The sequence below is a fragment of the Amycolatopsis roodepoortensis genome, assembly GCF_014873915.1.
Taxonomy (GTDB): Bacteria; Actinomycetota; Actinomycetes; order Mycobacteriales; family Pseudonocardiaceae; genus Amycolatopsis; species Amycolatopsis roodepoortensis.
In genome coordinates this window covers 25,207-44,188 of the sequence record NZ_JADBEJ010000006.1, presented here as the reverse complement: position 1 = coordinate 44,188, position 18,982 = coordinate 25,207, and the positions used below count along the sequence as shown (strand labels likewise).

Genomic DNA, 18,982 nt, shown 5'->3' with positions numbered 1-18,982 from the left:
ACACTGGGTGAACTGTGGCGTCATAGGCCGCCTGGTCGCGGCACATGTTCTCCCAGTGCCGTCTCCACAGCTCCGGATCGCCGCCGCAGGCGGTGACGAAGGCCTCGACCACGGGCCATCGAGGAACGATGGCACCTGCGGCGGCCTGAGACAAAACCGCCATCGAGTAGTGAACTCGCGCGGCCATCTCCCGGTAAGTGGGCTTGCCAGCGTCACGGCGCAGGTCGCGAAGGTCTGCAGCAAACTTCGCGACCGGGCCGCGGGACATGTCGATGGGCTTTTCGTTGCGAGGCATAGGTGCCCGCGATCCGGTGTGCCACGTAGAACTCGCGGCACACCGGACTCGCCTCAGGCCAGCAGGTGGCCGTACTGGCGATGGGTCAGGCCACGGCCGGCCCCCGAGCACGTCGCGATCGCCACGGCTGCACACACAGCGATCACGATGGGCTGCCCCTGAACCAGGAGGAGCTCCACGAAGCACGCGATCAAGCCGAAACTGATCAGCTTGAACTTATGGGTCGACGCGGAGGCCGCAGGCCAGGACATTCTGGGGTCACCGAAACGGGGCGCTCTCGGGCGCCCGCGGGGAAGCGGGGTCATCGCAAAAGCCTTTCTCTGAACCGGAATGGGACGGTGAGCGTCATCGACGAGCCATCGCCGGCCGGGGAGTGAGCGCTCCTCGGGCGACCTCGTCGACGTGCGTCACCGCTCATCGTCCAGCAGAACCGCCTCAAGCACCAGAGCGGGATGATTTGACTTCACGTCGACGTTGTTTGGTCAAGATCAGCCGCTTTGTTCGCCGGAAACGGACCACTGTGCCCTGCTTAGAGACCTTCCCGCGAGCAACACTGGACGACGGATTGGGCCTCTCTTAACCGGAATGGGCACCAGACCACTGCGGGCCTCCTGTGAGCGCGGGAGGCCCGCCAATTTGTCGCGACCCCGCCTCGGGGCGCAACAGGCCCAGAGGGCCCATCTTCAAGCTGTGCGCGTCCGGCGTTGGCGGGCGGCGCTTCGTTCACGACGGATGCTTAGTCGTTCCCGGGAATCTGGACGTCGGCCACATTCTTGTCCGGTCGCCATCCTCGCCAGGCGGTGTGGCGGAGGCGGTGTTCGCGTGGGGTGAACTGGCGGTAGACGACCTCGCCGACGAGTTTCGGCGTCACCCATTTCGCGCCCTTGGCGCGGTCCCGGGGCACCTCATCGGCGAACGGGCTCGTTTTCCGGGACAGGGGGGCGAGTTTCGCCTGGGCGTCGACGAGGGCCTGGTGGGTGAAGCCGGTGCCGACGTCGCCGATGTAGACCAGGTCGCCGGAGTCGGGGTCGTGGGCGCCGAGCAGCAGCGCGCCGATCATCCCGTCGCGACGGCCTTGCCCCGGACGCCACCCGCACACCACGACCTCGATGGTCTGGATCAGCGGGTGCTTGATCCACTCCGGCGAGCGGCGTCCCGGGTGGTACTTCGACCGGATCGCCTTCACCAGCAGACCTTCGAGGCCACGCTCGCGCGCGACGTCGAGCAAGTCGGCCGGGGACATGCCGGTCGCCGAGAGATCGGCGTGGCTGTAGGACGGGGTGATCGCGATGAGGTTCTTGTCCGGCGGCTCGATCCCCTCCAGCACCTTCCGCCGCCGCTCGTACGGTTCGTCCAGCAGCCGGTCGTCGCCGAGCTGTAGGACGTCGAAGACGAAGTACGCCACCGGGACCTCGCCGCCGTCGGCGTAGTTCTGCAGCAGCCCGAAGTCCGGGCGGCCGCGGGCGTCCAGCGCGACGATCTCGCCGTCGAGCACCGCCTGGCGACCTTCGAGCGAGTCGCCCAAGGCGTCGGCGAGGATCGGGAACCTGCTGGTGAAGTCCTTGTCGTTGCGGCTGCTCAGCCTCGTCGTCCCGTCGGCGGCGACCCGCATCACCGCCCGGTAGCCGTCCCACTTCCATTCGTAGGCGTACTGCGGATCGTCCGGAAGCTGCTTCTGCGCCTGGGTCGCGAGCATCGGCTCGATGAACGCCGGCACCCGCGACCGCGCACCGCCTGCGTTCTCCTGTGCCATGACGGCCTCCCACGACCGGCCGGGTACCTCCGGATGGCGCTCCCGGCCCGCGACTCACGGTAACCCGAATGGCGCAGTCTCGCCGGATTCCGCTGCCCCACATTTAAGGGACCACGGTTTTCGCAGCCTGCGCGTGGCCACGGTCTGTTACACGCGCTGCCCGGCAGACGACATAGCGGGACGAGACCGGACAGGAAGGGGCGGCAGCATGCGGAACGAGCGGCAGGTGCAGCTGCGCTGGGAACCCCGGACCGTGGTCATCGACGGCCTGCACGGCCCGGCGGAGACCGTGGTCTATCCCGGCATCGCGGTCGCCCGCCGGGAGCGCGGGCACGTCGTCGACGAGCTCTGGCTCCCGGTCGGCGAGGCCGCGCCCACCGTCGCCGACGACGAGGCCCTGATCGCCGTCATGCGGGACGCGTGGCGCTGGAGCACCTCAGTTGCCTGACGAGTGGGTTTCTCGCATGCGGCTCAGATTCGGAGAGGTTGCGGGCGTATCACTTCGGAGTCACCTCATCGTGAAGATGTTCTTCGTCGGCGATGTGGCCTCGCGAACTGCCTTGCGGGCCGAGTGGCGCTGGAACTGCTTCTTCCGGAAGGCGTGGTAGATCGGCGGGAACGCGCGGACGCACAGGTCGAGGTAGTGGTCGTTGAGCGAGGTGTCCGGTGCCCAGCTGCCGTGCTTGAGCGTGGTGACGAAGTCGGTCCAGGCGGAGGTGACCGTGGTGTGGACGAGGTGTTCGACGTCGGCCGGGGTGAGGTCTTCGGGCATGCGGAGCATGCGGCGGCCGGCGCGGGTGGCTTCCTGGATCATGCGGCCGGAGTGGATCCAGGCACTGACGATCGGGCGGGTGTGGTCGATGACCTGTTCGGCGAACAGGTCGAACTCGCGGCCGGTGAACTCGGCCGCGCGCAGCCGGTCCACCAGGGCGGCGTCGAGCGGGTGCGCGATGTCCTGTTCCTTGACCAGTTCCCGCAGCTTGTTCAAGGCCCGCACACGGAGTGGGCCGACCGAGCCGATGGACAAGCCCAGTGCCCGCGCCACGTCCTGGTGCGGTTCCTTGTTGATGACCAGGCGCCGCAACAGGTCCTGGTTCCGATGGGACAGCTTGGCGAAAGCGCGCCACAGCCGCTGGTCGTGGTCGCTGCGCAGCGCCTCTTCTTCAGGGGCGGGCTGGGTGCTCTCCATGTTGTCGGCCAGCTCGTCCGACAGCGACACCACGCGTGCATCGAGGCGAGCGGCGCGGTAGGCGTCGCGGCGGGCGGTGGTGACCAGCCACGCCGGCAGTGCCCGGGCGTCCCGGACCTGGTCGAGCTGGCGGAACAGCGCGAGCCACGTGTTCTGCACGACGTCCTCGGCCTCATGCGGGGTGCACCCGTTGCTGCGGGCGATATGCCACACCAGCGGCGTCAGGTCTCCGATCAGCCGGTCCATCGCCTCCCGGTCTCCGTCACGGGCGGCCGCCAGGTCCGCGGCGTGCCGGTCGGACGAGGTTTCGGGCACGGCGACCGCCCGGGCCCGCTCCTCCGCAGAGGGCAGGACCGGGTCCGTGGCGGCCGCGTGATCCACGTCAGGCCAGACGGGGGCGTGGATGTGCAGCCCGGCCGACCACGAGCGACAGCACCGTGATCATCGCGAGCACGCCGAGCAACGACGCGGCCTGATCCGGCTGCCACTGGCTCACGATCAGCAGGATGACGATGACCGGCCCGGCGGAAGTGGCACGCGGGAACGATCTCTCAGGACCGCCCATGGGCATGGGCGGTGACAGATGGAACATCTCGATCTCCAGTTATGTGTTCGAAGGAATTGCCCGCCGTCCCCGCGCTCCGGCCAAAGAGACTGAGGACAGTGGGCTCTGCCCACTCAGTGTGGCCGCTCCCACACGCTCGCGGAGAGACTTTGTCAGTGTGACTTGGGTCACTGAATCGTGGTGTACGGATCCAGGTTCCTTGACCCACCTGTGTAATGACGGGCTCTTAGAGCCTGGCACCTCGACGCCGGTCTCCGGTGTTCGAAGGGGAAGCCCACCGTTCCGCGCTCCGGCCAAAGAGACTGAGGACGGTGGGCTTCGCTATGCGCGGCCTCCTACCTCCATCTTTCGCCAGAACCATCCGATTGGCTGTCCTGAGTGGACAGTGCGGATGCGGGCGACGGAGGCTGGCGGACGTGGACAAGGCCACCTGGCCGGCCTTCCCGGTCGCTCGCGGAGCCGACCTCGGCGACGAGGTCCAGCTCAGCCCGTCTCAGCTCCTGCACGACGGCGAGATGGTCGGCGAGGCCGCGCCCACCGTCGACGACGACGAGAAAGATCTTGAAGTTTCTTTGCACGCTCCGGCCGTCTCAGCCCTCTACCAGTCGTAAGAGCAGGTCAGCCTGCTAAACCGACTCTCTGAGGAAGGGGGACGTCCGATGCCTGGTATCAGCTTCGAAGCGTTCTTCGCCGACGACTTCCCCCGACTAGCGGGGTTCCTGATCAGTCTGGGATACGAGTCCGCGCTCGCGGAGGACGCGGCCGCCGAGGCGATGTACAAGGCCCACGAGAACTGGGGATCGATCGATCATCCTGGCTCCTGGGTTCGCACGGTGGCCAAACGAGAAGCTATGAACCAGGCGATACGAGACCAGGACGGCATCAAGAAAGCTGTGCAGGGCGGCTGGGTCCCGCCCAAGCAGAGCCCGGAGGACCCGCCCCGGATCGTCGAGGCCCGGCTTCGGCGCCAGGAGATGCTCAAGACGCTGCCGGATCAGCAGCGCGAGGTGATGGCGTGGACCTTCGACGGCTTCGAGCCGATCGAGATCGCCAACGCGCTCGGAGTAGCTCCCGACACGGTCAGATCCAACCTGCGCCATGCGCGCACCAAGCTCAAAAAGCTGTACACGCAGCAGAATCAGCAAGCTGAAGGAGGTGCCTGAGATGGACCGCAACGAAGAGAAGGACTTCGACACCTGGCTGAACGGCCAGCGGGAGGAGTTCGACGCAGCCATGCGAGAAAGCGTGGACAGCGCCGCGGTTCTTCGGGCCATCAAACACCGCTCCGCCGCCGAGGCACGGCAGGAGATCGACGAGCGCGTGGCCGTCGCGGCCGCGACCGGGGAGCCGCTCAACCCCGAGCCGGATTGGCCGGCGGAGCGCTGGGAAAGAGTCGACGCCGACTTCGCCGCCCTGGCGCAGCAGGCTCCTCTGCAGACCTGGTCGGAATACCTCGCGGCGCGCCACCACCACACCCTGTTCCACATCCAGTCCCGGCTCGGTGCTCCTCCGCCGGATGCGGTGCCGGATTGGGAGGACTATGGGCTGGAGGACGTTGTTCTGCTCGAAGCGCTATCGCAGGGCCAGCAGGGAGCGCTGCAACGCATCGTGTCCCTGGTCCGGCCGCTCGCGGTCCGGTACGCACGTGGTCACTTTGGGATTCGTGGCTGGCCGCTGGAAGCCGCGGACGACGTGGCGCAGGAGGCTCTACTCGCGCTGATCAGCGGGCTACCCGCCTACGACCACCAGAAGCAGCCCTTCCTGCAATTCGCCTACTCCGTGCTCAAACACAAGGTCAGCACCGACGGCGGTCAAGCTGTGGTGAACCTGCAACTACCCCTACACCGGTTGGTGTCGTACAGCCACACCAAACCCGACCCAGCTTCTCGATTCGCGGCGCTGCTACGGGAACTACCCGCTGAACGGCGAGAAGTCGTCGTTCTGCGGATCGTCGTAGGACTATCGGCGGAGGAAACAGCGACCGCGCTGGGCGGTAAGAGCGCGGGCTGGGTTCGAGTCGAACAACATCGGGCGCTCGCCGAGCTACGTCGCGCGGTAGCACGACTCGAGATCGCCGAGCCCGACGACACCGAATAGCCGAAGGTCGGGGCCGCCTGTCCGCTGCGCGGCGGGCGAGCCCTGATCCCGGCCCGGCGAAGACGCCGGCGGATCACGGCTCAGCTCTCGGCGGCGGCGACGCCTCCCTTCTTGTTCGCGATCTTGCGCCGCGCGACCTTGGTTGCCTTCGTCAAGCCGTAGGCGCCGGCGCCGGTCAGGCCCAGCCACGGGCCGGTGAGCCAGATGATCAGCCCGACCAGGATCACGACGACGATGAACCACGCGGTGATCCTGAGGTACTGGCTCCGGCCCGTACTGTCGTTACTGCTGCATCCGAGATCGACAAGACGGAAGGCCAAACGCCACCCAGGGTGATCATCCGGAGCAGCACCTGCGGGGAACCGAGACACCGGTTCGCCACTCATGGGTTGCTCTTCACTCATGCGGGTAAGAGGATCGAGCGGGCTGCAACGTGCAATCGGGTGATTGCAAGGAGGCACGTCCCGCCCGGTGCCGCGGCCACGGCGGAACACCGCGCGCAGACCGACAACCGTGACCAGCAGCAAGCCGTATCCGACGGCTGTTCCGATGAGCCAATCCCGCATCGAACACCTTCCTCACCTGAAAGATCAGGTGAGGCGTGACCTTCGGGGCCCGCTTCGCTTCCTACCGCACCCCTGGCGGATTTCACAAGCAATCACGGTGTTAACGCCCACCGAAGAGCAGTGGGCGTGCGATCGCTCGCCGCCTTCACCCCGCGTGCCGGCACTTTGCCTCGTTCGGTCCTGTGCCGTGGACGACGTCGCGGCCGACACTGGAGGTCCAGCAGCATTCGAGGGAGGTTGATCTGGATGGCGAACCGCGAGGGCTGACAGGCTGCTACACGAAAAGGGGGGCTGCCCGGCGGATGTTCGCCGCGCAGCCCCCTTCGTCGTCGTGCAGGCGGTTCAGAACCCGGGCCCCGGAACCTGGGGCGAGGACGTTCAGCCGCTCGTAGGCCGCGCGGATCTGGCGTCCCCGATGCTCCAATGTCTCCAGCGCGGTCGGGATCTCGTAGTTGTGGAAGTCGTGGCAGACCCGGCAGTCGTTGATGTCGTCGTGTTTCGACCCGGTCGGCGCGGAATCTCTGGGTCACTGTAGCGCCACACACCGACGACTCCACGGACGTTCCCCCATTAGCGTCAAGCTGCCTTGACGCTGTCATATCGTCAAGCTAGCTTGACGATATGGGTGATAGAGCCGAGGAGATCCGTGATGACGGGCTGCTGCCCGCTGATGCCGACCTGGAAAAAGTCCTGGATATCGGCCGGGTGAGCGCGGAACGCGAGCTGACCGCGTTGTGGCGCACGCATTGGCAGGTGCGGATGTACCAGCAGACGCTGCAGAACCCCGACGCCAGCGACTGGCTGCGTGAGCGCAGCCGCGCGCAGCTGGCCGAGCTCGCGCCGGTCACCCCGGTCCATGCCCTGGCCGCGAACGCCCGGCTGGTCGAGCTGCTCACCGGCCAGCGCTGGATTTTGATGCGGGACGCGCGCGAGGCTGGGGAGAGCTGGTCGAGCATCGGGCGCGCGCTCGGGATGAGCAAGCAGGGCGCGCAGGACTGGTACCGGCGCGCCATCGAGCGCCAGGAGGAACACATCCCCGACCTGCACGACGGAGCTCGCGCCCGCGCCGCTCTCGACGAAGCCTGAACCACATCCTGACCGGAACAGACCGCGCCCCGGCGGCGACTTCACGATCGCCGCCGCCCTTGGATCTTGGAGGATCCCGTGACTGACCACATGGAACTCGACGTCGACGGGTGGGTCGAGAAGACCTTCCCCTACGACGGCCCGCACTCCCCGGAGTCGGTGATGAACGCCGGGAGTGCGATCCGGGAACTGACCCGCTACCTGGCCAACGCCACCCAGCACAAGCACACCGTGGCGTGGGCGGCCATCGCGCGCCGGATCCTCGCCAACGTCTCAGCCACGGCGTCGATCCAGACCGAGGTCCTCGCCCATCTCGCCGAGGCGATGGACCGCCAGGCCGCCGACCCGACGCTGTATCACGAGGCCACCCCGCATTCGGAGCGCGCGGGCAAGCTCGACCAGCGCGCCGTGACCACCGTCCGGGACGCCACCGTCCGGATCCGCGAGGCCAAGGCCGCGCTCGCGGAAGCTCAGATCGCGCTCGACCGCGCGGTGCAAACCATCTACCCGCTCGGCAACGACTGACCAGCCCATGCCCGAATCCTCGATCGGCGACATCGACCCGGCCCGGCTGCGCGCGTGGCGGGCAGCGCAGCGGATGGCGGCCGCGATCACCCCCGACTCGCCCGAAGCCGCAGGCTTCGCGGCCTTCGGCGACGGCACCTATCTGGCGTTCCCGCAGGGCGTGCTCGACGGTGTGCACCGGATCGTGCTCGGCGCCCGGTGCGTGATCAACGAATACGTGACGTTGTCGGCGGGGTTTCCCGGGGACGAGACGCCGGGGCCGTCGTCGATCCGGATCGGCGATGGTGTCGTCCTGGGCCGCCGCTGCGAGCTGCACGCCATGGAATCGATCGTCGTTGGGGACGATGTGCAGTGTGGCCCGGACGTGAAAGTGTTCGATCACAACCACACCAGCCGCGATCCCGACGTCCCGATCGGGCGCCAGCTGCCGCTGCAGGTCGCGTCGGTCGAGATCGGCGAGGGCTCCTGGATCGGTGCCGGCGCCACGATCCTGGCCGGGGCCCAGATCGGCCGTCACACCACCGTCGGCGCCGGCGCGGTCGTGCCCCGCGGCGACTATCCCGACCACGCGACCCTGCTCGGCGTCCCCGCCCGCCCATCCACGCGGCCGGAGACGGTGCCGGCGGGCAGTACGCTCGACGGCATGGCCGAACCAGCGGACACGCACGCGGCGGGCGACGACGCGGCCAGGTTGGGTCTGACCGGCACGATCACCACGCTGCAGCAGCGGGCGCGCGAGCAGGCCGGGGACGACGAAGCCCTGTTCCACCGGACGATGGCCACGCTGCTCTACGACAAGTGGACCAGCGTCAGCTACCACGTCACCAGCCGCCAGTGCACCACCGCGACCGAGTCAAAACAGGCGGATTTCCTGATCACGCTCGCCACCGATCACCGCTACGCCGCGAAACTCATCGACGGCTGATCTCCGCCCATTGGCACTAGCCGCGGGCTAGGACGATCCTGGTGTGAGCAGGACATGGAGTGCTCCGTCGAGCCCCAGGGTGAGGACGTCGCGCGGTGTCCAGGTGTAGTGGCCTGCCTCGGGGTCTTGGCGGAGGTCGACCAGGTGGATCTCCGTGATGTCGATCTGGGCTTCGTCCCAGTCCCCGGCGTAGCCGTGCAGGCGCGGGGCCGCGTCGAGCACGGTGAACTCGGCGCCGGTCTCGTCTTCGGCGGTGCCGTAGGCGATCGGCAGGTGCAGCCGCCGTGTCTTGCTGAGGGCGGTGAAGGTCGTGTGCGGGTCGGGCAGCTGGTCTCGCCGCCGGCGCCATTCGCCGGGGTCGCCTTCGATGTAGAAGTCGAACTCGGCGGGGCGGCCGCCGCCGAGCGCTTCGGTCGCTCCCTGCGCGAGGCACCACCCGATCCCCGGAAGCTCGCGCTCCTCGAGGGCCAGGGCGACCGAGTCGGCCCGGACCTGGGGTGCGCCGACCCTGATCGTGAAGGGCTCCGCCGCGGGCAGCCGGTAGAGCCGGTCCCCCATCGCGCGCAGCAGGCGGTCATAGCCGGCTGTGGAGACCTCGCTGGACCAGCCCAGGTCCAGCAGCGGGATGTGCAGCCACTGCTCGGGCACGCACGAGATGAACCCGGGCGCGGCCGTGGCCAGCTCTTTCTGGGCTTTGCGGGCCAGGGACTGCGCCAGCCCGTACACCCGGCCGGTCGGCTGGTCCGGCTGGCTGGGCGGAACGACGATCGCGAACAGCCGCGGCTCGTCCCGTCCCCAGGCCTCCTGGGTGAAGTGGTTACGCACGACCGCCCGCGCCCGGCCTCCGCCGGCGCTGGACCCCGTCGTGATTCCGGGCTCGGTCAGCCTGTCCAGCACCGATCATCACGACGTCCAGCCGCGCTGCTCGTCACGGAACTTGTCCATGCGGTTGACGTAGTCGACCGCCATGTCGCAGGCCTGGTCCGGCTCCGCGCCGACGAGGTGCTCGGCGTGATGCTGGGCCAGGAAGAACTCGACGGTGTGATCGGGGTTCGACGGATCCGGCCCGCAGTACACCGACCCCAGAGGCAGTGGCCGCAGCCTCTCGTTGCGTGTCATGGCTGCCACGGTACGTCAGCGACCTGCCGTCCGGCTCGCACTTCGCGGCCGCCTCACTCGACGAGCTCGCCGGGTCAGGCCAGGGCGTGTTCGTCGACGGTGATCTCGGTCAGCGCGTGGTCGGTCAGCTCGACCTCGTACCCGTCGATGAGGGCACGGTGCTCGTCGACGGGCACGGCGCGGAAGCCGGTCACCGCGGTGTCGGGAACGGTGCGGGTGGCGTACCAGCGGTCGACGCGCCGGGGCGGGTGGTGGTCCTGGGAATGGAACCCGGTGGTGGGCGTCCACGGGGTTCCGGTGATGAGCGCGCAGTCGCGCATGCCGCCGATCCGCGGGTGCTCGAGCCGGATCGCGGCCTGGCGGTCGAGCTGGCCATGACTGTCGAGCTGGTAGGCGTGATCGGGATGCCATGGCGTGCCGAACTCGCCCCGGGCAGCGCCGGGAGCGTACGGATCCTCGTCGTACCAGACATAACTGTCGGGGCCGATGGTTTTCTGGGCGCCGATGCCGTTGAAGTCGCCGCCGAGGAACCCGGGGACGGCGTCGCGGTTGAACACCCGCATCAGCTGGTTGACGTCCATCGCCGCCCAGGCCTGATCGAACGGGGACAGCTGCGTCGACCCGGCGCGCAGTTTCGGGCCGCCGACGTCGAACACGCACGCGGTCGCGCCATGCCACATGCCCGCGCCGTCCCGCTGCAGCAGCTGCAGCGTGCCAGGCAGCGGGTCGATGCCCTCGCGCCACAGCAGGCCGGTGTGGTGGATGATCCCGCCCACCGCGACGGCCGGATCCCCGGCGACCTCGCAGCGGCGGCCGGTCGCCTCGGCCAGGCGGCGCAGCCCGGCGATCGCGCCCGGTGTCTTGTCCTGTGTGGTCGGGGTCCGCCGTCCCGCCGCGGCGGCCTCGGCCTCCCCGGTCGAGATGATCTCCTGCACCGCGATGATGTCCGCGTCCCGCGACCGGATCAGCTCCTCCAGCGCCCGGAACCGCTGCTGCTCCTCGGCGCTGTCACTGCCATACAGATTCCAGGCATTGACCGACAACAAGGTGATCATCCACGGCCCCCTTCACGATCCCGGCCGCGCGCACCAGGCAGGCCTCCGCGCCACCGTAGCGACAAGGTCACCGTCGACGTCGGCACACACGCCTGCGTGCCGACCTTCCCGGGCATCTGGGTTTCGAACCAGGCATTCATGCTGGCCAGGACGCTAGGCTGTGGGAATGAGCGCAGATCGGGAACAGGCGTTGGCGAAGCTGCGGCAACTGCGAGCGCTGGCCCCGACACCAGCGGCTCCCCCGGCCAGCACTCCGTTCGGCCGGACCGGGATTGAGCGCCGCACGTGGGATGCCGAGGAGGCCGCCCGGCTCGTCGACGAGCACTTCGTGCCGTTCGGGACCGAGGTACTCACGGGCACGGAACGGCGGGAAACGATGGTGTGGCTGTCGGGAGTGACGGAGTGGTGGACCACCCAGGACGAGCTGCGGGCGCTGGATGACCTGACCGCCGGACTTCCCCTGCAGGAGGTGCTGCGGATCTGCTCCGAGGAAGGCTTCACCGTGATCGGCGACCGCGAGGTCATGGGAGACCGGCATATCTTCCTGCTCAGCGAGGATGGCCTGTTCGCCGAGGTTTTCCTGAACCCGGGGCCCGCCGGGGACCACACGCCCTGGTCGCTGACCGTCTACGGCAACCTCGCGGTCGAGGACTTCCTGCTCTTCGCGCGATGCCACGACGAAATGCGCCTGGAGACCGCTCCGGGCGGCCGGCGGGTCGCGACCGGGCGAATGCGCTGGAACCTGTGCTACGCCTCCGGATCGAGTGGCAGCTTCCGGGCCGCGATGGCCGCTCTGCGCGCGTCCTGCCAGACCGTCACCCCGTGGGAGTTCGCGCCGATCAGGGGGTGGCTGGGCGGAGACTCGCCCCGCGGCATGGCCGGCCACCCGAGCGACGAGATCGCACGTGTCGCACGCGCCAACACCCGTGACGCGCTCGACGACCTCCCCCGCCAGGTCCATGACCTTCTCGGGCCCCGGCTCATGGCGGCTCGACCCGCTTCTTAGGCGCTGGCGGTGTCGGGCCTGGTCCGGATCATCCGCAGGCGCCAGGACAGCCACTCCAGGATCTTGTCGATCTGCTCGCGCGACAGCGGCAGAGGGATCGTGTCCCCGGACGCGACACGCCCGGTCACGTGCGGCCCGCGCTCGTACAACGGGGCCCTGTGCTCCGGCTGCTCGATCATCCCGACCACCGCGTCCCAGCCCACCCGCTCGATCAGCAGCTCCAGCCACCAGTCCTGGTAGTGCGTGAGATCCGGGTCATCGAGGTCGTCGTCGATCCACCGCGTGCCCGCCAGACCGATGTAGGTCAGCCAGGTCTCGACCGTATCCCCGGTGGCGGCGAACAGGTCGCGGTAGGAATCCGGCACCGGCGGGCGACCAGGATGCGGATCGGGCCTGTTCAACGGCAGCTGGTCGACCATGCCTGGAGCCTGCCAGATTCGTGCGCGCGGCTGAAGCCATCCGGCACCCCGCACGTCCATCGTGAAGGCGAGTCGCTCTACGAAGGCCTAAAAGGCTCTGAGTTCACGATTTCTGAAGCATCAGACCGGACGAGAGAGGTGCTTCCTCCAGTTGAGCAGGTCACGGTCTCACCAGCCGCCCCGGTGACATTCGACGATTTCGTTACGCTCGGAGAGCTTTTGGCGATGATTCGGGCATGACCGAGGCCACCGACGCGCAGGAATCCGCACCTGAGGAGATGTGGCCGATGCTGCGCGCCTGGGCCGAGGAGATCGTCAGCGCGGACTACACCGACGCGGTGTCGCTGGAAACACTGTGCGAGCTCTGGGAGAACCGGCCGCGCCCGCTGCAGCTGCCGACGCTCGCCGAGGAGATCACCAACCACTGGGTCGGAGCGCCCGCGTGGTTGCCGGACGAGACGTGGTCCGTGCCGTATGACCACGTCCGGCATCTCCAGCAGCACCGCGGCCGCACCTCTGGCTGGCACCCGCCCACCGCGGCCTGAGCACCTTGCGTGTCCTGGTGTTGTCCAGTTTCTGTCGTGGAATGCCGGTGCGGACGTGCCGATGATGAAGAGCCTGACCACCATCTCGGCGACCCACTCGACCAGGACGGAGCCCTATATGGTGTCGGCGGCCGCGCCGGGCGCCTGGTACTGCCGTCTGCAGGTTCCCTTGGATCCCTACGACTGGGTGTGCCACGCGCTGGAAACCGCCGCGCGGCTGCGCGGCCTGCCGATCACGGCCGTGGTGCGGGGCAGCGACGGCGACGTCACCGACCTGGTCCTGCTGCGCGATCCCAGCGTGCTTTTCGGGACAGCAGCCGTTGCGGCCCTTGAGGGCCTGGTGGACATGCTCGTCGCGGCGACCGGCTGGCGCCGCCGCCCGCCGGCGCCGCTGCCGGAGGTCGTGATCCCGCTCGGCCTGCGCCGCGGCTACGCCCAGGACGCCCCGGTGCACCCAGCTCGCCCGACCCGCCGTCAGCTCGTCGACGACGTCCTCGGGGTCCGGGCCTGGCCGGTCCGGCTGTGCTCGGTGCGGATCGGGCACGACGGCGAACCGCAGTGGTGGCACGAACCCGGCCTGCTCGTCCACGCCGACGACGCCGACCAGCTCCCCGACCTGGCCGAGATCGCCGCCGAACTGGGCCAGGATCGTTTCGTCGTCACCAACGCAGGCTGCGACACGACCACCGCCTACCGGCGTCGAACCCTGACGGGCGGCTAGACGACCTGCCAGCGGGGTGTTGTGAACCCGATCGCGGTGATCGTGTTCCTGCGCGGATGTGTCGGTGGCCCGGCCTACGATCCGCGTCGTGGAGGAGAACGACACCGAGCAGCGGCTGTGCTTCAAGTGCGGGAAGAAGCCGATCGAGAAGCCGCACGTGCTGTGCGATGGCTGCCTCGAGCTGCTGGGACAGGGCGGGGCGGCGTACTGGCAGAGCCACGAACAGCGGGGCGCCACGGTGGTCAAGGTCGGCAGGTAGTCAGGGCCGGTTCGCCCGGAACGCGTCCATCTCCCAGCCCTCACCGGCGATCCCGGCATCGGCCTGGTGCCGGCACGGCCGGGGCTGTGGTGGCCCGATGAGCCCGGCCTGCGCGCAGAACCGGGCGGCCACCGGATCATCCGCGGGCACCGGCGCGGTCGTGGTCATGAACCGCTCGCAGCGGGCGCGGGCCGCTGCGACCAGCACCCGGCCCACGCCACGACGTCGCCGTTCGACGGCCACCTCCAGGTACTGCACCACCGCCCGGCGGCACCCCAGAGGGCACAAGGACAACGCGATGTAGCCGTAGACCTCACTCAGATGGATCAGCTGGATCTGCCCGACCCCAGCGGGATTCTCCGGCGGCAGGGTCACGAGGGTGATCCTCAGGCCGTCCACCTCGTCCGGCCGCCGCTGGAAGGTCACGTCCGGATTGACCGTGATCCACTTCCCCGCCCCCGGGACGCCCGCTCTCTCGCACGCGTGACAGACGAACGAACTCGTGCGATACCAGTGCGAATAGCCCGCCGAGACGCCGGCAACGGACAACACACAGCCCCATGGACAGCGTTCACCGGCCGTCGGCGACCGCGACGGCCGCATGATCAGATCTTCGGGCGGCACCGTGTCGAACATATGAGCGAGAGAATACGCTGTCGCTCACGCCCGGCCGACGCCCTTCTGCCGCGCCTCGGCTCGACGCACCTCAGGGCTGATCAGATCTTTTCCCTGTTCCAGCCGGAGCAGAGGTCGCTCGTGGGCCAGCTCCGGTCCACGCACGCCTTGTAGGAGACGTAGGTGCCGTCGCCGATCGGGACGTTCGCGGGCACGGCGGTGCCGCAGCCGCCCTTGTTGTTGATCCTGATCTCGGCTCCGCCATCGGTCTTCCAGAATCCGTAGACGCTGTCGTCATCGCACAACGTGTCGAACACGATGATCGCGTTGGACCTGGGATACAGGGAGACGTTCACACCGGGGACGCCGACGGTGCCCGCGTGGCTGGCAGCGGGAAATCCGACCAGCGCGGCGGCCATGACCAGCGTGGCTATCAGGGCTCTAGCAGAAGTCCTCATCGTCCGAGAGTGTCAGCGACCGCGATCCATGGAAAGTCGCCGATCGTGCGGTCGGCGCTGCCCGATTCGCCCGCTCGGCCGCTGGTTCCCACCGAGCGGGGCTGCGACGGTGGAGATCATGGCCGTGTCCGAGGAACCGCCGGCGCTGTTCGCGCTCCCGCTCACTCGCGACGTGCGGGATCCGCTGGGGCCGTTCCGTCGTCGGCTGACCCACCACCGGCCCGCCGAACCCGCCGATCCGGAGACACCGCAGGCGTGGGCGGCCGCGCACGTCGGTGCCCGCGGCCGCGCACCGTCCGGCACGATCCACCTGGTCACCGGCGACTGGCTCCCCGTCTGCGGAGCCGGACTGAACGGCTGGGACCCGCGCGGCCTGCAGGCGACCACCGACCCGGTGACCTGTGCCCGATGCGGCGGCATCGAGCAGCGGCGCCACCCCGAAACCCAGCTCGTGCTCTTCTGATCCGGAGCCTTCGATCGTGAAGATCGGGCAGAGCACGCAGGTTGCGCACGACATATGGACGCCGAACGCAAAGAGACGGGTAGCCCGAGGGCCAGGCCGGAGTTTCGGCCTGGCCCTCGAGGTGCGCCCACCCGCCCGGCAAGGTGCCGGGCGAAGGGGATCATGCCGTGTCGACGTCGGATGCGGGCGGCGGCCCGCCGGGCGTTTACCCGTCGTGGGCCAGCGGCCGGGCTGGGTTCTCGCGGACGGTGATGTGGATCGGGCCGATGTCGATGCGGGCGATTCCGATCGCGAGCATCGAGCCGGTCGCCAGCACGGTGATCGCCGCGGTGACGGCGACCGCGCGCCGGGCTACCGTCCCGCTGGTCAGAATCCGATCGGCCAGGGTGAGAAGACCATGCCGCTCACCGCACCGCTCGTCCGGTCCGACAGGGTGATTTCCGGACCGTTGTTGATCTTCGTTCTGCAGATCCTGCCGCCGGTCGCGCACAGGGGACGGGTCGCCGTTGGATGCTGGAATCCGCTTCTTGCGCGGACGTAACCTCACAGTCGTTCCTCTTCTCGATGTCGGGGGCCTGCCCGGCCGGCACGCTTTCCACGGCCGTTGACCGGCCGGGCAGGCCGTACACGATGACGCCGGGAAGAGGGACGACGACGTCCCCGGGGCTGGAACCCCGGGGACGTTCACACACCGGCCCTCCCACAGGCGTCACGCAAGAATCTAGAGCCGCCGCCATCACATTCACCCTGGTCTCGCGGTGCGCATCGGCGGCCGGTACGGGAACCGCGAACAGCGGCACGAGCGGATACGACCGACCGATCACGACGATGCGAGGCCATCCGCGCCGATGAACTCGGACTTATACAGAGCGAGGACGAACGTTGCGCTACCTGGGTGACGACACGCCCGGATCACTGTGGATCTTTCCGCGGCGTGGCGTAGCGAAGCGGCGAGCGGCGCCATGACGGCGTCCAGCGGACGCTCCCTCTACCCGCCGGGCAGTACGCATCGGCGGATAGGCGGCCGCCTGCCGGAGGGCCACCCGTTCGGGTGCAGATCCGCTCTGCTCCGCCTCGTACCGTCGATCACACGAGGGATCGGGGTCGTGTCACACGGTGACCGAGGAGGGGGATCGACGGTGCTGGTGCGGATTCAGCGCGGCACCGGCGCCACAGCGCACGGCTTGTCCGGCGCGGAGGAACGCGTCGTGACGCTGCTGTCGTCCTGGACGGGTGAGTACCACTTGCCCGGACTGGCGTTGGTAAACGTGAACGTGCCGGAGAAGACGGCGGTTCGGCAGGTCGATGGGCTGATCTTCACCCCGGCCGGGCTGATCGTCCTCGAGGTGAAGGGCTTCGTCCGCCCGCAGCCGGGCACGCTCACCGTGCCGCCGAACGGGCCGTGGACCGTCGACGACGAACCGGCCGCTGTACACACCCTCACCGGGCTCACCCCGGGCGATCAGGTCAAGGCCGGCGTGTACGCGGCGAAGGCGGCGCTCGCCGGAATCGGCGGTGCCGACGGCACGTTCGTCACCGGCCTGGTCGTGCTCGCCCCACACGACCGCGGCCTCCAGCTCGGCGACACCAGCCGGGCCGGGCTCGGCATCCACGTCACCCTCGCCACCCAGAAAGATCTCCGGCGCGTGATGCGCCGGATCACCAGCCACACCAGCAGCTGGACCGCCGACGCGGTCCTGGCCGCCTGCCGCGTCCTGGCGCTGGACCATCTCGCTCCGGAGCGCACCGAGCTGCTCGCCGAAGGCTTCCTCGACCAGCCACTGGCGCCAGTTCCGCCCCCGGTGCCACCGCCCCGCACCGCCAGCCCGCCACCGGCACGGACCCGAGCGGGCTCCCCGGCCAGGACCGCCTCGACGTCGACGAACACCTGGTCTCGCTCCCCCGGACTGCCAGCGAAACCGCCGCCGGACTTCGTCTTCGACCCGATCACCCCGACCACACCACGGGCTCCGCAACCGCGGCCCGCCGCGCCACGGCGACAGCCCGCATACCCGGCGGCGAGGCCTGCGCCCGTGCCGACCGCGCGGCCGGCGCGACGTCGGCGGATCCCCTGGGGGCTGCTGATCGTGCTCACCCTGATCTTCACGATCGGCATCACCGCCGCGATCCTCGTCGACCAGATGTTCGCCGGTCGCTGAGCTTGCAGCCCCTTGTTCAGCGTGCCGATCTTGTCGGTGGTGACGGGTACCGTGCGCCGATGAACGCTCCACAGCCCTTCCAGCGGCTCGATGACCGGCTCGCCGGGAAACCACTCGACGACGTCCTGCTGGCCGGTGTTCCCACCCGTCTGGAAATTCCGTTGCGGGAGTGGGTCAGCAGGGCATTGCAAGGCCCACCCGACGTCACCAGAAGGCTTGCCAGAGCCGTAGTGATCTCGCTGGGATGGTCACTCAACGCGAATAGGACCTACAGCGGCTTGCTCTACAACGCGCCGCGCGAAGAACTGTTGGTCGTGATCGATGCGATCCTGCAACTGACGGCCGAGCACCCCGACGTGGTCGAGTGGGATGACATCACCGAACTGGAGCAACTCCTCCGCTATGGACGGTCGGCGTACAAGGTCGCCGAGAACATGCGCGGGTTGACGTACCGGGTCGACCCGACAGTGGAGGGCAGCTTCAAGGAGGCCGTGCAGGCCGCGGAGCCGACAGCGGCGAAGATGCTGCAGCAGGCCTGGTATCACACGTATCGACCGGATCCGGACCCCACGACGGCGTACCGGGAAGCGATCCGCGCGGTCGAACAGGTTGCGTGCCCGCTCGTGCTTCCCAACACCGACAAGGCCACCCTGGGAACCGTCATCGCACATCTTCGCCAAGCCACCGCGAAGTGGGAGACGGTGCTGATCGGCGCGAACGCGGCACCGGGCGGGCCTGAGCCGGTGGTGGAACTGATGGCGCGGCTGTGGTCGGGGCAGGTGTCCCGTCACGGCGGGAGCAAGAACTCCCGTGATCAGGACCAGGCCGAAGCCGAAGCCGCGGTCCACGCAGCTGTCCTTCTTGTCCAGTGGCTCAGCACCGAGACCCTGCGCAGGAAGTAGTCCTCGCCGCACTCGCAGCCCGATCTTCAACTCTTCCCTTTTGGCAAGCGAGTCTGGGTAACCGCTGGATCCTCCAGCAGCGGTATGCGCTGCGGAAAGCCTTGTCACAGGGGATCCACCTGGGCGGTACTCGGAGGACCAGGCGCAGCGGCCCCCTGATCGGCGGGGTCAGTGGCGTAGTCCTCGATCCCGGCTCGGGACTCTTCCGCCAGACCGATTGTGATACCTGAGATCGACGAAGTATCACGGTCGATCTGGTG

26 protein-coding genes and 1 pseudogene are annotated in these 18,982 nt (G+C 68.6%); 14 read left to right on the top strand and 13 right to left on the bottom strand.

Annotation, left to right across the window (positions count from 1 at the left end):
• Nucleotides 1-73 precede the first annotated feature (73 nt).
• The 3 genes and pseudogenes from H4W30_RS43995 to ligD all read right to left on the bottom strand — a co-directional run.
• A pseudogene (locus tag H4W30_RS43995) lies at nt 74-268 on the bottom strand (helix-turn-helix domain-containing protein); the annotation flags it as partial.
• Between the two features lie 80 nt (nt 269-348).
• Complete coding sequence (locus H4W30_RS36970; protein WP_192746998.1) at nt 349-546, bottom strand: hypothetical protein; 198 nt, start codon at nt 544-546, stop codon at nt 349-351.
• A gap of 485 nt (nt 547-1,031) precedes the next feature.
• A complete protein-coding gene (gene ligD / locus H4W30_RS36965) occupies nt 1,032-2,048 on the bottom strand; it encodes a non-homologous end-joining DNA ligase (protein ID WP_192746997.1) in 1,017 nt (338 codons plus the stop codon).
• Between the two features lie 208 nt (nt 2,049-2,256).
• Here ligD and H4W30_RS36960 point away from each other — a divergent pair, with 208 nt between their 5' ends.
• Nucleotides 2,257-2,496, top strand: coding sequence for a hypothetical protein (locus H4W30_RS36960; RefSeq protein WP_225950759.1), 240 nt, complete (start codon nt 2,257-2,259; stop codon nt 2,494-2,496).
• Between the two features lie 60 nt (nt 2,497-2,556).
• On the opposite strand, the gene H4W30_RS44645 is transcribed toward H4W30_RS36960, so the two are convergent.
• On the bottom strand, nt 2,557-3,552 hold the full coding sequence (locus tag H4W30_RS44645) for an RNA polymerase sigma factor (RefSeq protein WP_318780742.1): 996 nt from the start codon (nt 3,550-3,552) through the stop codon (nt 2,557-2,559).
• A gap of 67 nt (nt 3,553-3,619) precedes the next feature.
• Nucleotides 3,620-3,829: a hypothetical protein gene (locus tag H4W30_RS36950; protein WP_192746996.1), complete on the bottom strand. Its 210-nt coding sequence runs from the start codon at nt 3,827-3,829 to the stop codon at nt 3,620-3,622.
• Between the two features lie 389 nt (nt 3,830-4,218).
• On the opposite strand from H4W30_RS36950, the gene H4W30_RS36945 reads away from it, so the two are divergent.
• Genes H4W30_RS36945 through H4W30_RS36935 form a run of 3 tightly spaced genes read left to right on the top strand, consistent with a single transcriptional unit; the run spans nt 4,219 to nt 5,899 of the window.
• On the top strand, nt 4,219-4,413 hold the full coding sequence (locus H4W30_RS36945; RefSeq protein WP_192746995.1) for a hypothetical protein: 195 nt from the start codon (nt 4,219-4,221) through the stop codon (nt 4,411-4,413).
• A gap of 48 nt (nt 4,414-4,461) precedes the next feature.
• A complete protein-coding gene (locus tag H4W30_RS36940; RefSeq protein ID WP_192746994.1) occupies nt 4,462-4,965 on the top strand; it encodes a sigma-70 family RNA polymerase sigma factor in 504 nt (167 codons plus the stop codon).
• Nucleotide 4,966: 1 nt separating this feature from the next.
• Nucleotides 4,967-5,899 carry a sigma factor-like helix-turn-helix DNA-binding protein gene (locus H4W30_RS36935; protein WP_192746993.1) on the top strand — a complete coding sequence of 311 codons (933 nt, stop codon included), beginning with the start codon at nt 4,967-4,969 and terminating at the stop codon, nt 5,897-5,899.
• A gap of 80 nt (nt 5,900-5,979) precedes the next feature.
• On the opposite strand, the gene H4W30_RS36930 is transcribed toward H4W30_RS36935, so the two are convergent.
• Nucleotides 5,980-6,465, bottom strand: coding sequence for a hypothetical protein (locus tag H4W30_RS36930; RefSeq protein WP_192746992.1), 486 nt, complete (start codon nt 6,463-6,465; stop codon nt 5,980-5,982).
• A gap of 621 nt (nt 6,466-7,086) precedes the next feature.
• Between H4W30_RS36930 and H4W30_RS36925 the strand changes: the two genes are divergently transcribed.
• The 3 genes from H4W30_RS36925 (at nt 7,087) to H4W30_RS36915 (ending at nt 9,001) form a co-directional block, all read left to right on the top strand.
• Nucleotides 7,087-7,551 carry a hypothetical protein gene (locus H4W30_RS36925; protein ID WP_192746991.1) on the top strand — a complete coding sequence of 155 codons (465 nt, stop codon included), beginning with the start codon at nt 7,087-7,089 and terminating at the stop codon, nt 7,549-7,551.
• A gap of 78 nt (nt 7,552-7,629) precedes the next feature.
• Entirely contained in the window at nt 7,630-8,076 is a 447-nt protein-coding gene (locus H4W30_RS36920; protein ID WP_192746990.1) for a hypothetical protein, read from the top strand.
• Nucleotides 8,077-8,083: 7 nt separating this feature from the next.
• Nucleotides 8,084-9,001 (top strand): acyltransferase, encoded by a 918-nt coding sequence (locus H4W30_RS36915; RefSeq protein WP_192746989.1) that lies wholly within the window; start codon nt 8,084-8,086, stop codon nt 8,999-9,001.
• 27 nt (nt 9,002-9,028) lie between these two features.
• On the opposite strand, the gene H4W30_RS36910 is transcribed toward H4W30_RS36915, so the two are convergent.
• The 3 genes from H4W30_RS36910 to H4W30_RS36900 all read right to left on the bottom strand — a co-directional run bounded on the left by H4W30_RS36910 (nt 9,029) and on the right by H4W30_RS36900 (nt 11,175).
• Nucleotides 9,029-9,898 carry a hypothetical protein gene (locus H4W30_RS36910; RefSeq protein ID WP_192746988.1) on the bottom strand — a complete coding sequence of 290 codons (870 nt, stop codon included), beginning with the start codon at nt 9,896-9,898 and terminating at the stop codon, nt 9,029-9,031.
• A gap of 6 nt (nt 9,899-9,904) precedes the next feature.
• Nucleotides 9,905-10,120 (bottom strand): hypothetical protein, encoded by a 216-nt coding sequence (locus H4W30_RS36905; RefSeq protein WP_192746987.1) that lies wholly within the window; start codon nt 10,118-10,120, stop codon nt 9,905-9,907.
• Nucleotides 10,121-10,194: 74 nt separating this feature from the next.
• Entirely contained in the window at nt 10,195-11,175 is a 981-nt protein-coding gene (locus H4W30_RS36900) for an endonuclease/exonuclease/phosphatase family protein (protein WP_192746986.1), read from the bottom strand.
• Between the two features lie 166 nt (nt 11,176-11,341).
• On the opposite strand from H4W30_RS36900, the gene H4W30_RS36895 reads away from it, so the two are divergent.
• The gene (locus H4W30_RS36895; RefSeq protein WP_192746985.1) at nt 11,342-12,181 is read left to right on the top strand and encodes a hypothetical protein; all 840 of its coding nucleotides are present in this window, start codon (nt 11,342-11,344) and stop codon (nt 12,179-12,181) included.
• Here H4W30_RS36895 and H4W30_RS36890 read toward each other — a convergent pair.
• A complete protein-coding gene (locus H4W30_RS36890) occupies nt 12,178-12,600 on the bottom strand; it encodes a hypothetical protein (RefSeq protein ID WP_192746984.1) in 423 nt (140 codons plus the stop codon). The two genes, H4W30_RS36895 and H4W30_RS36890, sit on opposite strands and share 4 nt — an antisense overlap.
• A gap of 236 nt (nt 12,601-12,836) precedes the next feature.
• Between H4W30_RS36890 and H4W30_RS36885 the strand changes: the two genes are divergently transcribed.
• The 3 genes from H4W30_RS36885 to H4W30_RS36875 all read left to right on the top strand — a co-directional run bounded on the left by H4W30_RS36885 (nt 12,837) and on the right by H4W30_RS36875 (nt 14,125).
• Nucleotides 12,837-13,145: a hypothetical protein gene (locus H4W30_RS36885; protein ID WP_192746983.1), complete on the top strand. Its 309-nt coding sequence runs from the start codon at nt 12,837-12,839 to the stop codon at nt 13,143-13,145.
• Between the two features lie 61 nt (nt 13,146-13,206).
• The gene (locus H4W30_RS36880) at nt 13,207-13,866 is read left to right on the top strand and encodes a hypothetical protein (protein WP_192746982.1); all 660 of its coding nucleotides are present in this window, start codon (nt 13,207-13,209) and stop codon (nt 13,864-13,866) included.
• A gap of 88 nt (nt 13,867-13,954) precedes the next feature.
• Entirely contained in the window at nt 13,955-14,125 is a 171-nt protein-coding gene (locus H4W30_RS36875; protein WP_192746981.1) for a hypothetical protein, read from the top strand.
• On the opposite strand, the gene H4W30_RS36870 is transcribed toward H4W30_RS36875, so the two are convergent.
• Nucleotides 14,126-14,761 (bottom strand): hypothetical protein, encoded by a 636-nt coding sequence (locus H4W30_RS36870; protein WP_192746980.1) that lies wholly within the window; start codon nt 14,759-14,761, stop codon nt 14,126-14,128. It abuts the gene before it with no gap.
• An 80-nt stretch (nt 14,762-14,841) separates the two neighbouring features.
• The gene (locus tag H4W30_RS36865; protein ID WP_192746979.1) at nt 14,842-15,198 is read right to left on the bottom strand and encodes a hypothetical protein; all 357 of its coding nucleotides are present in this window, start codon (nt 15,196-15,198) and stop codon (nt 14,842-14,844) included.
• A 118-nt stretch (nt 15,199-15,316) separates the two neighbouring features.
• Between H4W30_RS36865 and H4W30_RS36860 the strand changes: the two genes are divergently transcribed.
• Nucleotides 15,317-15,661, top strand: coding sequence for a hypothetical protein (locus H4W30_RS36860; RefSeq protein ID WP_192746978.1), 345 nt, complete (start codon nt 15,317-15,319; stop codon nt 15,659-15,661).
• A gap of 205 nt (nt 15,662-15,866) precedes the next feature.
• On the opposite strand, the gene H4W30_RS36855 is transcribed toward H4W30_RS36860, so the two are convergent.
• On the bottom strand, nt 15,867-16,208 hold the full coding sequence (locus H4W30_RS36855) for a hypothetical protein (RefSeq protein ID WP_192746977.1): 342 nt from the start codon (nt 16,206-16,208) through the stop codon (nt 15,867-15,869).
• Between the two features lie 592 nt (nt 16,209-16,800).
• Here H4W30_RS36855 and H4W30_RS36850 point away from each other — a divergent pair.
• Nucleotides 16,801-17,820 (top strand): nuclease-related domain-containing protein, encoded by a 1,020-nt coding sequence (locus H4W30_RS36850; RefSeq protein WP_192746976.1) that lies wholly within the window; start codon nt 16,801-16,803, stop codon nt 17,818-17,820.
• A gap of 59 nt (nt 17,821-17,879) precedes the next feature.
• The gene (locus H4W30_RS36845) at nt 17,880-18,722 is read left to right on the top strand and encodes a hypothetical protein (protein ID WP_192746975.1); all 843 of its coding nucleotides are present in this window, start codon (nt 17,880-17,882) and stop codon (nt 18,720-18,722) included.
• Nucleotides 18,723-18,982: the final 260 nt, after the last annotated feature.